This window comes from Pseudomonas japonica (genome assembly GCF_013522925.1).
Taxonomy (GTDB): Bacteria; Pseudomonadota; Gammaproteobacteria; order Pseudomonadales; family Pseudomonadaceae; genus Aquipseudomonas; species Aquipseudomonas japonica_A.
Genome location: NZ_JAAMQU010000012.1, coordinates 105,898 through 119,106 on the forward strand (window position 1 = coordinate 105,898; position 13,209 = coordinate 119,106).

Sequence of the window (13,209 nt, forward strand, 5' to 3'; positions counted from 1 at the left end):
GATGGTTTACAGGTGTGCCGGAACGCTGCCAGGCGCTTCGAACAGCACCAGATGCTCGGCCGCGACAGCGATGCCTACGGCTTCGCCGACAGGGTAATCCGCATGGCTGGGGAACAATGCTTCGACCTGGCTTCCCGTGGGTAAGCGTAACTGATAGAGGGTGGATGCCCCCAGGAAGCTCTTGCCGGTGATTTTCCCTCGCAGGCTGCTGTCGGGTGCCAGCACGATATCATCGGGGCGCAGCAGCACGTCCACCGCAGCACTGGTGGGCCACCCGTAAGAGCGGTGACCGCGCAGTTCGCCCAGTTCGGTATGAACCGTGGTAGGGCTGGTGAGCTCACCGCGGATGAAATATCCCTGGCCGATGAAACTGGCCACAAAAGGCGTTTGCGGCTGATGGTACAGGTTGTAGGGCGTATCCCATTGCTCAAGGTTCCCCCGGCGGAAAACCCCGACCTTGTCGCTCACCGCGAAGGCTTCTTCCTGGTCGTGGGTCACCAGGATCGCACTGATGCCACGGCCCTTCAGGATATCGCGGACCTCGCGGCTCAGGCGGCGGCGCAGTTCCACATCAAGGTTGGAGAAGGGCTCATCGAGCAATAGCAGCTGGGGCTCGGGGGCCAACGCCCGAGCAAGGGCGACGCGTTGCTGCTGCCCACCGGACAGCTCGTGGGGGAAGCGTTCTCCCAACCCTTGCAACTTCACCAGTTCCAGCATCTCGTTGATCACCTGGGGGGCGTCGGCGCGCTTGCCCAGGCCGAACGCTATATTCCGGGCGACGGTAAGGTGGGGGAACAGGGCGTAGTCCTGGAACACCATCCCGATACGGCGTTTTTCCGGGGCCAGGGTGTAGCCGTGGCTGGAGATCACTTCGCCGGCAAGGCGAATCTCTCCTTCGTGCACAGGCTCGAAGCCGGCAATGGCTCGCAGCGTGGTGGTTTTGCCACAGCCGGAGGCTCCGAGAAGGCAGCCGATTTCGCCCGGGGCAAGGTGCAGGTCGAGGTTCTGGACAACGCGTTGGCCTGCATAACCACAGGCCAGGGCGTTCAAGCTCAATAATGCGGAAGCGTTCATTCGGCTCGGATGGCAGGTTTGACGAGGTATTCAAGCAGCGCTTTCTGGGCGTGCAGGCGGTTTTCTGCCTGATCCCAAGCGACCGATCGCGGATCGTCGAGCAGATCGTGGCTGATCTCTTCGCCGCGGTGGGCAGGCAGGCAGTGCATGAATACCACGTCCGGAGCGGCCAGATCGAGCAGTTCCTTGGTGACCTGGTAAGGCTTGAAGCGCGCCAGGCGCTGTTGCGCTTCATCCTCCTGGCCCATGGAGGTCCACACGTCGGTGCTGACGAGGTGAGCACCGCGGACCGCCTCGCGAGGGTCGCGGAGCACTGTCACACGATCCCCGGCCTGGGCCAGGAAGCGCGCATCTGGCTCATACCCTTCGGGACATGCCACATTCAGGTGAAAATCGAATTGCACGGCAGCTTCGATGTAGCTGTTGCACATATTGTTGCCATCGCCGATCCACGCCACGGTCTTGCCCTGAATGGAGCCGCGATGTTCGAGGTAGGTTTGCATGTCTGCCAGCAATTGGCAGGGATGCGAATCATCCGATAGCCCGTTGATAACCGGTACGCGGGAATTTGCCGCGAACGTCGTTACGGTGGAGTGAGCGAAGGTGCGGATCATCACGGCGTCGAGCATGCTCGACATCACGATGGCGGAATCTTCGACGGGTTCGCCACGGCCCAGCTGCGTGTCTCGCGATGACAGGAAGATTGCCTGGCCGCCGAGCTGAATCATCCCCGCCTCGAAGGACACGCGCGTGCGCGTTGAGGATTTTTCGAAAATCATCCCCAGTACGCGGTTTTTCAGCGGCTCGTGCAGCACGCCTCGGTCGCGCAGGCCTTTGAGCTCGATTCCTCGGCGAATCACCCGCGAGAGTTCGTCGGGGCTGAGATCCATAAGGGAAAGAAAGTGCCTGGCGCTCATTTTGACTACCTTTTTGCAACATGCCGGACACAGGGCCGCGCTGACCCTGGGGAGGCGAGCACCTGTCGGCGAAGGCCGCACGGGGCGGCGAATCGTTAAGGAGGACGCGATGGTATAAAAAAATGTCGCCTATTACCAACGGCTGTCACAGATTTTCAACGCCATACCATTGCCGGGCATGTCACCATGCCATTCGTCGCTATCGGGGTGAACGCCGGCCGCAGGGTGGAGTCCGTTTCTTGAGGGGTGTCACATCAAACAGGCTGCTTTGACGTGACAGCATTCCACAACGCTCTGCCGTGGGTGATAATGCGCCCCACGCGACACAGGGAGTCCCGAATGGAAGCGAAGGAAAAACAGTTGATGGAGTTGCTTGGGTTAACGGCCCGCACGCTGACCCATCTCACCGCAGCGATCACCACCATGTCATTCGAGTTGCTACGAAGCGAAGACAAGATAGCCCGCGAGACGGGTCGGCGCATGATCGATCGAATGGCGACAATCAGCTCGGAGCTGGACGCCCACTGGCAGATCATCGGCGAGATGACCGGCGTAAATGTTTCGCAGGACGAAGTCGAAACCATTATCGAGATCGAAATGCTCAGTCCGCCTTCCGGCAATGCGATGCAGTAGGCGTTGCTGTCTGGAGCAGGTGGAACAGCAGGCCAGCCCGGTGAAGACCGAGCGTTGCACTCGGCTTTCCGTTACAATGGCGGCACGTGTCGACGCGCAGGTGTCGAGTAGCCAAGCCTGAGGTGCCCATGGATATCATTGAAACCATCAAAGACCAGATCGCCAGCAACACCGTCCTGCTCTACATGAAGGGCTCGCCCAACGCTCCGCAATGCGGCTTCTCCGCACGTGCGGTGCAAGCGATCATGGGTTGCGGCGAGAAATTCGCTTATGTGGATATTCTTCAGAATCCCGAAATTCGCGCCAACCTGCCCAAGTACGCCAACTGGCCTACGTTCCCGCAGCTGTGGGTAGCGGGCGAACTGGTAGGCGGCAGCGATATCGTTGCCGAGATGGCGGCCAATGGCGAGCTGCAAACCCTGATCAAAGGCGCTGTCGCCAAAACGGCAGAGCCTCAGGCCGGCGCATGAATGCCTGACGGCAGCCTGGAATAAAAAGCCCCGCACTGGCGGGGCTTTTTAATTGCGCTCGGGAACATCAGGCGTCTTCGTCGCCCATTCCGGATTGCAGGTAGTTTTCGATGCCGATCTTGTCGATCAGGCCCAGCTGGGTTTCCAGCCAGTCGATGTGTTCTTCCTCGGATTCGAGGATATCCTCGAGCAGGTCCCGGCTACCGTAATCCCCTACGGTTTCGCAGTGGGCGATGGCGGCGCGCAAGTCCATTACGCCTTTCTGCTCAAGCTTCAGGTCGCATTCGAGCATCTCGCGGGTATGCTCACCGATCAACAGCTTGCCCAGCTCTTGAACGTTGGGAATACCTTCCAGGAACAGAATCCGCTTGATGAGCTTGTCGGCGTGTTTCATCTCATCGATGGACTCGTCGTACTCGTGCTTGCCGAGCTTGTTAAGGCCCCAGTCTTCGTACATGCGCGCATGCAGGAAATACTGATTGATGGCGATCAGCTCGTTGCCGAGAACACGATTGAGATGCTGTATGACGCTGACGTCACCTTTCATGATTTTTGCCTGTGCAGGTGCAGATGCCCGAAAGTTTGCGCGCCGGAAAAGGCGGTGTCAAACGGGCATTTGCAGCACAAACCATCGCGAATGTGAACGGCAATGGAAGGAATTTGCGTTAAACCGCCAATGGGAAAGCGAATGAAAAGCAGGCGGTTTGGTCAGGCAGCCGTGAACTCTGCTGGAAAGGTCGAAACGGCTTGGGCAGTGCGGACTTCCGCGAGGGTGTCACGAACCACTTCCTTGGCAAGGCAGGCGCATTTCCCGCACTGGCTGGCTACCCCTGTAGCCTGGCGGACTTCCCGATAACTGCAGCAGCCTTCATAGATGGCTTCACGGATCTGACCGTCGGTAACACCTGTGCAGAGGCAAACATACATATCGCTGGCACCGTCGCTGTATGACTCGAATGCCCGGATCTTAATGTTAATGAGAATGCGTGTCAAAACGACAAGGAGAGATTGAAGCGCCGGGCGATGAAAGGTACCCGGCGCTTGTCATGAAATCAGGCGTCGAAATCGCGCCAGCCACCCATGTCCTTCCAGCGGTTCACGATGCCGCAGAACAGCTCGGCGGTTTTCTCGGTGTCGTAGCGGGCCGAGTGGGCCTCGCGCCCGTCGAAGTCGATGTCCGCGCTCTGGCACGCCTTCGCCAGAACCGTCTGCCCATAAGCCAGCCCGGCAAGCGTAGCGGTGTCGAAGCTGGAGAACGGATGGAACGGGTTGCGCTTGAGGTCGTTGCGGGCGACCGCCGCATTGAGGAAGCCAAGATCGAAACTGCTGTTGTGGCCCACCAGGATCGCGCGCTTGCAACCATTGGCCTTGAGCGCCTTGCGCACGCCGCGGAAGATATCCGTGAGCGCGCTTTCCTCGCTCACTGCCATGCGCAGCGGGTGGTCGAGCTTGATACCGGTGAACTCAAGCGCGGCCGCCTCGATGTTAGCGCCGGCGAACGGCTCTACACGGAAGAACCAGGTATGGTCCGGAAACACAAAGCCCTTTTCGTCCATCCCGATCGTGGTCGCTGCAATTTCCAGCAACGCGTCGGTGGCGCTGTTGAAACCACCGGTTTCCACATCCACCACTACCGGCAGATAGCCCCGAAAGCGAGCCGCCATGGGGTGGCGGCTGCTGGATGAGGACGGGCCGTCGAGGTCGTCTTCGAATTGGTCTTCGCTCACGCTTGTGTCTCCACTACTCGCCACTGCAGGGCTTCACCCGCACGCAGGGGCACGACTTCATGTTCGCCGAAGGCCAGGGCCGACGGCGCTATCCAGCTTTCGCGGGCAAGGGTGATCTTCGAGGTATTGACCGGCAGGCCATAGAACCGGGGCCCGTGCAGGCTGGCGAAACCTTCCAGCTGATCAAGCCTGCCCGCCTGATCGAAGGCCTCGGCATACAGCTCGATCGCGGCATAGGCGGTGTAGCAACCCGCGCAACCGCAGGCGGCTTCCTTGGCATGACGTGCATGAGGCGCAGAATCGGTACCCAGAAAGAACTTCGTATTGCCGCTGGTAGCGGCTTCGATCAACGCGTCCTGATGGGTATTGCGCTTGAGGATCGGCAAGCAATAGAAGTGCGGCCGAATGCCTCCGACCAGCATGTGGTTGCGGTTGTACAGCAGATGGTGGGCGGTAATGGTGGCGCCCACGTTGCTGTTGGCAGCGTTCACGAACGCAACCGCGTCAGCGGTAGTGATGTGCTCGAACACCACCTTGAGCGTGGGAAAGCGCGCGACGATCCGGCTCATGTGTTCGTCGATGAAGGCTTTTTCGCGATCGAAGACGTCGATATCCGCGTGGGTCACTTCACCGTGCACCAGCAGCGGCATGCCTTCCTCGGCCATGGCTTCAAGCACCGGGAACAACCGATCGATGGACGTTACACCGGAATCGGAGTTGGTGGTTGCGCCTGCCGGGTACAGCTTGGCGGCATGTACATAACCACTGGCCTTGGCCGACCGGATGTCATCGGGCTGGGTACGGTCGGTGAGGTAGAGCACCATCAAAGGTTCGAAAGCGCTGCCGGCCGGGCGAGCGGCCAGGATGCGCTGACGATACTCGCCCGCCTGCTCGGCGTTACGCACCGGTGGCACAAGGTTGGGCATGATGATTGCGCGGCCGAAGTTGCGCGCGACGTCGGCAACGGTCTGGGCCAGGGCGGTGCCGTCGCGTAGGTGAATGTGCCAGTCGTCTGGACGTAGCAGGGTAATGCGGTCGGACATGAAAGGTACCAGGCGGGTCGAACTCATGGGGGCGCCGGCAGCGAAGCGGGTACGGCGAAACCGCAGCCCTGGCCGAGCGCGGCCCGGCCAGGCGCTGCCATCGCCGAGGCGTCGCTGCTAGCTGCCAGTATGACGGGCTTGGGCGAATGCTACCGGAAAAGCCTCGTGGCAGCATCCGCTATCAAGTTTGACGCGAGACGACCGATACGCAGTGGGTACGTAGTCATCTGCACCGGAGTCCGCCGTGGGCCATCGTTTCCTTGCCTGTTTATCCTTGATCGCCTGTGGCCTCGCTACAGCGCCGGCGATGGCGTTCACCTTCCAGACAAGGCTGGAAAATGTGGAGTGGAAGGTCGAGGGCGATGCCTTCGAATGCCGCTTGAGCCAGCCAGTCGCTGATTTCGGCGAAGGCCAGTTCGTTCGCCGGGCTGGCGAAAAAGTGGTGTTCCGCCTTAATACCAGCATTGCCGCGCTGGGGACGGGCAGCGCCACACTGATGGCCGCTGCGGCGCCTTGGCAGCCGGGCAGGGCAGACATCAGTCTTGGCGCGGCGCGTCTGAGCGGTGGGCCTGTTGTGCTGACGTCCAGTCAAGGACAGGCCAGCGGCCTTATCAGCGGGCTGATGGAAGGTCGCAGCACGGTGGTGCGCACTGTCTCCAGCGAGACGGGGCAGCCAATGGAAGTACGCCTGTTGCCGGTCAAATTCACCAAGGCATGGAATGACTATCAAGCGTGCACGGCAAAGCTGTTGCCGATGAATTTCGATCAGGTGCGCATGAGCCAGATTCCCTTCCCGGGCACCGGTGTGGACCTGAGTGCGGGGGCCAAGGCGCGCCTGGACACTATCCTGGCGTTCATGAAGGCAGATCCTGCGGTCAACCATATCGAACTGGATGGGCATTCGGACAACAGCGGCAATCGCCTCACCAACCGCGAATTGTCGCGCCGACGAGCGCTGGCTGTGGCCGACTACCTCAAAGCCCATGGCGTGCCGGAAGAGCGCATCGACGTGCGCTTCCACGGCGAGCAGTACCCCCTGGTGCCCAACAACTCCGCTGCCAACCGTGCCCGTAACCGGCGGGTGAACATCGAGCTTGCGAAAAAACCGGTGGCTGATGTTGCGCCGGCCCCTGCGGTTGCACCAACCGAGGCAGCACCAGCGCCGGCCGCCGCGCCAGCACCCGCAAGCGCACCGGCGGCGGTGCCTGCCTCTGCTCCGGCTGCAGGCAAACCGGCCGCGAAGGGCTGAAGACCGCGCGAATGGCCGCGTTTATTGTCGCTTCACTAACAGTGCCTGTCGCGCTACTGTAATTCCACGGCGGTCGGCGGTAGAATCGGCGGCTTTCAGCAAAACCCCGTGGAGTGATGGCATGGCGGACGTAAAAAAGGTCGTTCTGGCATATTCCGGCGGCCTGGACACCTCGGTGATCCTCAAGTGGCTGCAGGATACCTACAACTGCGAAGTGGTGACCTTCACCGCTGACCTGGGCCAGGGCGAGGAAGTCGAGCCCGCGCGTGCCAAGGCCCAGGCAATGGGCGTGAAAGAGGTATACATCGACGACCTGCGCGAAGAATTCGTGCGTGATTTCGTATTCCCGATGTTCCGCGCCAATACCGTATACGAAGGCGAGTACCTGCTGGGTACGTCGATCGCCCGTCCGCTGATTGCCAAGCGCCTGATCGAAATCGCCAACGAAACCGGCGCGGATGCCATCAGCCATGGTGCTACCGGCAAGGGCAATGATCAAGTGCGCTTCGAGTTGGGCGCCTACGCGCTCAAGCCGGGCGTGAAGGTGATCGCTCCGTGGCGTGAATGGGACTTGTTGTCCCGCGAGAAGCTGATGGATTACGCCGAGAAGCACGCTATCCCGATCGAGCGCCACGGCAAGAAGAAGTCCCCGTACTCGATGGATGCCAACCTGCTGCACATCTCCTACGAAGGCGGTGTGCTGGAAGACACCTGGACCGAGCACGAAGAGGATATGTGGCGTTGGACGGTTTCACCCGAGGCCGCGCCGAATACGCCGACCTATCTGGAATTGACCTACCGCAACGGCGATATCGTCGCTATCGACGGCGTGGAAAAAAGCCCGGCAACCGTGCTGGCTGACCTCAACCGCATCGGTGGCGAGAACGGTATCGGCCGTCTCGATATCGTCGAAAACCGCTATGTGGGCATGAAATCCCGCGGCTGCTACGAAACCCCCGGCGGCACCATCATGCTCAAGGCGCACCGGGCGATCGAGTCGATCACCCTCGACCGCGAAGTCGCTCACCTCAAGGATGAGCTGATGCCGCGTTATGCCAGCCTGATCTACACCGGTTACTGGTGGAGCCCCGAGCGGCTGATGCTGCAGCAGATGATCGATGCCTCCCAGGCCCATGTGAATGGGGTAGTGCGCCTGAAGCTGTACAAAGGCAACGTCATCGTTGTAGGTCGCAAATCCGATGATTCGCTGTTCGATGCCACCATCGCGACCTTCGAGGAGGACGGTGGGGCCTACAACCAGGCGGACGCCGCAGGCTTCATCAAGCTCAACGCTTTGCGCATGAGGATTGCCGCAAACAAAGGCCGCCACCTCGGTTGAGGTGCGTACGTGCCATACAAGAACCGCGGCCTGGGCCGCGGTTTTTTTTCAGGTTCGTTTCAGCAACATCAGGCCACACGGCTTCGCTTGCGTCCCCTCTTCATGGGTGCCTTGGGCCCATTCCTGTACCAGAGTAAACAACGCCTTGCGTTCTAGTTCATCAACGTTATCCACGATCTGTAATTCGACCGACACGGGTTTCAGGCCACTATCGGCAGTGCTGTGCGCAGGCGAAAGCGAAGGCGAGGCGGGCGTGCCAGGAAGGGCAGGCTTGGCGGTTGTCTCGGGGCACTCAATGGCTGCTGCTTCTGGGATGCCGGGTTCTTCCTGGTATCGGGCTTGCGGGTCAGCGTTTCCGGCTGTGAAAGCCTGCCGGTTGAAATTCAAGGTTATGAAAAAAAGAGCGGTCAGAAACGGGGGGAAGCCTACAAGGAACCAGACGAATACCTGCTGGTTGCGCACGTCGAGCAGGGGGAGGCTGGCCAGGGCAGAGGCTTCGGTGGTGGCGGCAAGCACTGCGATAAGTGCAAGGGGGTTATTGATGGAGTGGGCCGAAATATTCATGGTCATTCCTTGTCCTTGGAAGGCGACCGTTGCGGTCTCGATACCAGCATAGGGCTTGCCCGGCAGGTTCCCGCACTAGATAACGCTAGAGCGAAGTGATGCCCTTTTAACCGAAGTTATCCGTAAAACCGGTAACCTGTAACAGGTTGACAGCTTAAAACCGGGCGCCGCAATTGATGTCCGGGGAAGGGGCGTGTAACGTTCCCGACTCATTGCCATGCACGCCGCATCCAGGAATCGAACGCTCGGGGTTAGTTGTAGGATATTTCGATCACGCATGTAAGGAGAATCTTAGACTCCACTAACCAGCAATTCCGGTAACACCTGCCACTGAAAACTGGGCTATGTTTCCTTGCTCCACAATAAACAGTAACAATCGGATTAGCTCATGAACAAAGTACTCATCGTGGATGACCATCCCGTGATACGCCTGGCGGTACGTATGTTAATGGAACGCCATGGTTACGATGTCGTCGGCGAAACCGACAACGGCGCGGATGCACTGCAACTGGCCCGCGAAGCGCAGCCCGATATCGTTATCCTGGATATTGGTATCCCCAGGCTGGATGGATTGGAAGTCATCAGCCGCCTTACCGCGGGCTCAATTTCGCACATGCGTGTGCTGGTACTCACTTCCCAGGCGCCCGGTCACTTTTCGATGCGGTGCATGCAGGCGGGGGCGGCGGGCTATGTGTGCAAACAGCAGGATCTCACGGAGTTGTTGAGCGCGATCAAGGCAGTATTGTCGGGTTACAGCTATTTTCCCAACCAGGCACTGCATCCAGTTCGCAGCCATATGGGGAACGTGAGCGAGAAGGAATTAGTGCAGCGGCTGTCCAGTCGGGAAATGATGGTCTTGCAACAACTGGCGCGGGGGCGCACGAACAAGCAGATTGCCGATGCGATGCTGCTCAGCAACAAGACTGTCAGCACCTATAAAACCCGGCTGCTCATGAAGCTCAACGCCAAATCTCTGGTGGACCTGGTAGAGGTCGCCCAGCGCAACGGGATCGTCGGTTAGCCAATCGATGGGCAGGGCCCCGGTAAAGGGGCCGCCAGAGCGGTGGCTCCCCAGGCAGCGGCCTTCGCAGCCGGCTAGAAATCGAAGTTGTAGTCGTCCAGCTGTTTCTGCAGGCGTCGCTCTTCCAGCAGATTGTCGATGGTCCGGCGCTTGCTCAGGTTGGTCTTGGTTACCTCTACCACCGGCTCGACCTCATCGGCGTCGATTACAACAAAATCTTCGTCCACCACTTCCAGCTCTTCTTTCTCTGTCGTCATTCGTCCACTCCAGCCTGGCAGGCATCCACGGGGCGCTCTTCGCGCACCTTATATCGGCAAATCCAGGGTGGGTAAAAGAGATTTTTTCAATCGTGAACATAGCGCCGCAACGGTTTTTTCAATCGTCGGACGTTTTTGCCTTGTACTCGCACAGATCCTCGATACGGCAGCTACCGCAACGAGGCTTGCGGGCCTGACAAACGTAACGCCCGTGGAGGATGAGCCAGTGGTGGGCGTCAAGCAGGTAGGGTTTTGGCACATGCCGCAGTAGTGCCATTTCTACCTCGACCACGTTTTTACCAGGGGCTATGCGCGTGCGGTTGCTCACCCGGAATATATGGGTGTCCACCGCCATCGTGAGCTGACGGAACGCGGTGTTGAGTACTACGTTCGCCGTTTTGCGCCCTACGCCTGGCAAGGCTTCCAACGCTTCACGGCTTTCTGGCACTACACCACCATGCTGTTCGACCAGCATGCGGCAAGTTGCTATGACGTTTTTCGCCTTGCTGTTGTAAAGGCCGATGGTCTTGATGTAGTCCGAAAGCCCTTCCACCCCCAGGGCCAGAATGGCTTCGGGGGTGTTGGCGACCGGAAACAAGCGGGCCGTGGCCTTGTTCACGCCCACATCCGTGGACTGCGCCGACAGAATGACCGCGATCAACAACTCGAACGCGGTGGTATACGCCAGCTCTGTCCGAGGTTCAGGATTGTCTTCGTGAAAGCGGCGGAAAATCTCCAGCCGCTTGGCAGCATTCATCGGTCGGGTCCTTGCAGGTACTTATTTGATCCGCTGCCCAGGCTTGGCGCCGCTGTCCGGGCTCAGCAGGTAGATCTCCGAACCGCCAGGGCCGGCCGCCAGCACCATGCCTTCGGACACCCCGAAGCGCATTTTGCGTGCCTTGAGGTTGGCGATCATCATGGTCAGGCGGCCTTCCAATGCTGCCGGATCAGGATAGGCACTCTTGATACCCGAGAAGACATTCCGCTGCTCGTCGCCCAGGTCCAGCGTAAGGCGTAGCAGCTTGTCCGCGCCTTCCACCGCTTCGGCCTTCAAGATACGCGCTACGCGCAGATCGACTGCAGCGAAGGCGTCGAAGTCGATCTCCGAAGCCAGCGGGTCGGCTACCAGCTCGCCGTTGCCTGTTGGTGCCGCCGGTGCGGTAGGCGCCAGGTTTTCCCGCGAGGCCTCCACCATGGCTTCCACCCGCGCCGGGTCGATACGCGTCATCAGCGGCTTGAAAGCATTGAGCGGATGGTCGGCCAGCAGGGTATGGTGATCGTCCCAACGAAGCGGTTCCACATTGAGAAACGCTTCGGCATCGGCGGCCAGGGTAGGCAGCACCGGCTTTAGGTAGATCATCAGCAAGCGGAACAGATTGACGCCAACCGCACAGATTGCCTGCACCTCGGCCTGTTTGCCGTCCTGCTTGGCCAGGGCCCAGGGCGCCTTGTCAGCGATCCAGGCATTGGCGCGATCGGCCAGCGCCATGATTTCCCGCATGGCCCGCGCGAAGTCGCGGTTTTCATAGGCGTCCGCGATAGCTGGGGCGGCCGCCACGAATGCGGCGGTCAGTTCCGGTTCGGCGTTGCCGGCCACCAGGCGGCCAGCGTTGCCCTTGTGGATGAACCCGGCGCAGCGGCTGGCGATGTTCACCACCTTGCCGATCAGGTCGGAATTGACCTTTTGCACGAAGTCTTCAAGGTTCATGTCCAGGTCGTCCACGCCGCGGCCCAGCTTGGATGCGTAGTAGTAGCGCAGGTATTCGGGCGACAAGTGTTCCAGGTAGGTGCGAGCCTTGATGAAGGTGCCGCGCGACTTGGACATTTTTTGCCCGTTCACGGTGAGGTAGCCATGCACGCTCACGGCAGTGGGCTTGCGGAAGCCGGCGCCTTCGAGCATGGCTGGCCAGAACAGCGCGTGGAAGTTGACGATGTCCTTGCCGATGAAGTGGTACAGCTCGGCGGTGGAATCCTTGCCCCAGAACGCGTCGAAGTCCAGCTCCGGGCGCCGCGCGCAAAGGTTCTTGAAACTGGCCATGTAGCCGATCGGCGCGTCCAGCCATACATAGAAGTATTTGCCGGGCTCACCTGGGATCTCGAACCCGAAGTAGGGCGCGTCACGGGAGATGTCCCACTCCTGAAGGCCCGAATCCAGCCATTCGGCCAATTTGTTGGCCACCGCGTCCTGAAGGGTACCGCTGCGGGTCCAGGCCTGTAGCATGGCCTGGAAATCCGGCAGCTTGAAGAAGAAGTGCTTCGAGTCCCGAAGTACGGGGGTAGCCCCGGAGATAGCCGACTTCGGATCTTTCAGGTCGGTGGGCTCGTAAGTGGCGCCGCATTTCTCGCAGTTGTCGCCGTATTGATCTGGCGTGCCGCACTTGGGGCAGGTGCCCTTGATGAAGCGGTCGGCCAGGAACATGTTTTTTTCCGGGTCGAAGTACTGGGTCACCGAGCGGGTGGCGATATGGCCGGCGTCACGAAGGCGCAGGTAGATCTCGCTGGACAGCTCGCGGTTTTCTTCCGAGTGCGTGGAATGGAAATTATCGAACTCCACGAGGAAATCGGCGAAGTCGGCGCTGTGCTCGGCCTTGACCGCGTCGATCAGCTGTTCGTTGGTGATGCCTTCCTTTTCTGCGCGCAGCATGATCGCCGAGCCGTGGGCGTCGTCGGCGCACACATAGATGCACTGGTTGCCGCGCAGCTTCTGATAGCGCACCCAGACGTCGGTCTGGATGTACTCGACCATATGGCCCAGGTGGATGGAACCATTGGCATAGGGCAGGGCGCTGGTAACGAGAATCTGGCGTGGCTCGGACATAAGGCTCGGCTACTTGAACTGGAACGAAGACCGACCACTATAAAGCGCCGCGGTTTTTTTTTCATCAGCGGGGCCGAACAGGTAGCATAGGCGGCTA

General features: G+C 59.9%; 15 protein-coding genes. 5 read left to right on the forward strand and 10 right to left on the reverse strand.

Annotated elements, in window-relative coordinates; translation table 11 throughout:
- Positions 1–6: 6 nt before the first annotated feature.
- The gene (locus G7016_RS19030; RefSeq protein ID WP_181117287.1) at positions 7–1,074 is read right to left on the reverse strand and encodes an ABC transporter ATP-binding protein; all 1,068 of its coding nucleotides are present in this window, start codon (positions 1,072–1,074) and stop codon (positions 7–9) included.
- A complete protein-coding gene (gene argF, locus G7016_RS19035) occupies positions 1,071–1,991 on the reverse strand; it encodes an ornithine carbamoyltransferase (RefSeq protein ID WP_181117288.1) in 921 nt (306 codons plus the stop codon). The genes G7016_RS19030 and argF overlap by 4 nt, the downstream gene beginning before the upstream one ends.
- Before the next feature lie 339 nt (positions 1,992–2,330).
- Between argF and G7016_RS19040 the strand changes: the two genes are divergently transcribed.
- Positions 2,331–2,624 (forward strand): hypothetical protein, encoded by a 294-nt coding sequence (locus G7016_RS19040; RefSeq protein ID WP_181117289.1) that lies wholly within the window; start codon positions 2,331–2,333, stop codon positions 2,622–2,624.
- Positions 2,625–2,752: 128 nt separating this feature from the next.
- Complete coding sequence (grxD, locus tag G7016_RS19045) at positions 2,753–3,094, forward strand: Grx4 family monothiol glutaredoxin (RefSeq protein WP_181117290.1); 342 nt, start codon at positions 2,753–2,755, stop codon at positions 3,092–3,094.
- A 67-nt stretch (positions 3,095–3,161) separates the two neighbouring features.
- On the opposite strand, the gene bfr is transcribed toward grxD, so the two are convergent.
- From bfr to pyrC, 4 genes are all read right to left on the reverse strand, one after another.
- Positions 3,162–3,641 carry a bacterioferritin gene (bfr, locus tag G7016_RS19050; protein WP_181117291.1) on the reverse strand — a complete coding sequence of 160 codons (480 nt, stop codon included), beginning with the start codon at positions 3,639–3,641 and terminating at the stop codon, positions 3,162–3,164.
- 161 nt (positions 3,642–3,802) lie between these two features.
- Positions 3,803–4,021, reverse strand: coding sequence for a bacterioferritin-associated ferredoxin (locus G7016_RS19055; RefSeq protein WP_181117292.1), 219 nt, complete (start codon positions 4,019–4,021; stop codon positions 3,803–3,805).
- Positions 4,022–4,146: 125 nt separating this feature from the next.
- On the reverse strand, positions 4,147–4,821 hold the full coding sequence (gene rnt, locus G7016_RS19060) for a ribonuclease T (RefSeq protein ID WP_181117293.1): 675 nt from the start codon (positions 4,819–4,821) through the stop codon (positions 4,147–4,149).
- Positions 4,818–5,864: a dihydroorotase gene (pyrC, locus tag G7016_RS19065; RefSeq protein ID WP_181117389.1), complete on the reverse strand. Its 1,047-nt coding sequence runs from the start codon at positions 5,862–5,864 to the stop codon at positions 4,818–4,820. Before pyrC ends, rnt begins: the two co-directional genes overlap by 4 nt.
- Positions 5,865–6,108: 244 nt before the next feature.
- Between pyrC and G7016_RS19070 the strand changes: the two genes are divergently transcribed.
- Both G7016_RS19070 and G7016_RS19075 read left to right on the forward strand, forming a co-directional pair.
- Complete coding sequence (locus G7016_RS19070; protein WP_181117294.1) at positions 6,109–7,113, forward strand: flagellar protein MotY; 1,005 nt, start codon at positions 6,109–6,111, stop codon at positions 7,111–7,113.
- A gap of 121 nt (positions 7,114–7,234) precedes the next feature.
- The gene (locus G7016_RS19075) at positions 7,235–8,452 is read left to right on the forward strand and encodes an argininosuccinate synthase (protein WP_181117295.1); all 1,218 of its coding nucleotides are present in this window, start codon (positions 7,235–7,237) and stop codon (positions 8,450–8,452) included.
- Between the two features lie 48 nt (positions 8,453–8,500).
- Here the strand turns inward: G7016_RS19075 and G7016_RS19080 are convergent, their stop codons facing one another.
- Positions 8,501–9,022: a hypothetical protein gene (locus G7016_RS19080; protein WP_181117296.1), complete on the reverse strand. Its 522-nt coding sequence runs from the start codon at positions 9,020–9,022 to the stop codon at positions 8,501–8,503.
- A gap of 382 nt (positions 9,023–9,404) precedes the next feature.
- On the opposite strand from G7016_RS19080, the gene G7016_RS19085 reads away from it, so the two are divergent.
- The gene (locus tag G7016_RS19085; protein ID WP_181117297.1) at positions 9,405–10,037 is read left to right on the forward strand and encodes a response regulator transcription factor; all 633 of its coding nucleotides are present in this window, start codon (positions 9,405–9,407) and stop codon (positions 10,035–10,037) included.
- 74 nt (positions 10,038–10,111) lie between these two features.
- Here the strand turns inward: G7016_RS19085 and G7016_RS19090 are convergent, their stop codons facing one another.
- The 3 genes from G7016_RS19090 to metG form a co-directional block, all read right to left on the reverse strand.
- Positions 10,112–10,294: a PA3496 family putative envelope integrity protein gene (locus tag G7016_RS19090; protein WP_181117298.1), complete on the reverse strand. Its 183-nt coding sequence runs from the start codon at positions 10,292–10,294 to the stop codon at positions 10,112–10,114.
- 118 nt (positions 10,295–10,412) lie between these two features.
- The gene (gene nth, locus G7016_RS19095; protein WP_181117299.1) at positions 10,413–11,051 is read right to left on the reverse strand and encodes an endonuclease III; all 639 of its coding nucleotides are present in this window, start codon (positions 11,049–11,051) and stop codon (positions 10,413–10,415) included.
- A 21-nt stretch (positions 11,052–11,072) separates the two neighbouring features.
- Positions 11,073–13,112 (reverse strand): methionine--tRNA ligase, encoded by a 2,040-nt coding sequence (gene metG / locus G7016_RS19100; protein ID WP_181117300.1) that lies wholly within the window; start codon positions 13,110–13,112, stop codon positions 11,073–11,075.
- Positions 13,113–13,209: the final 97 nt, after the last annotated feature.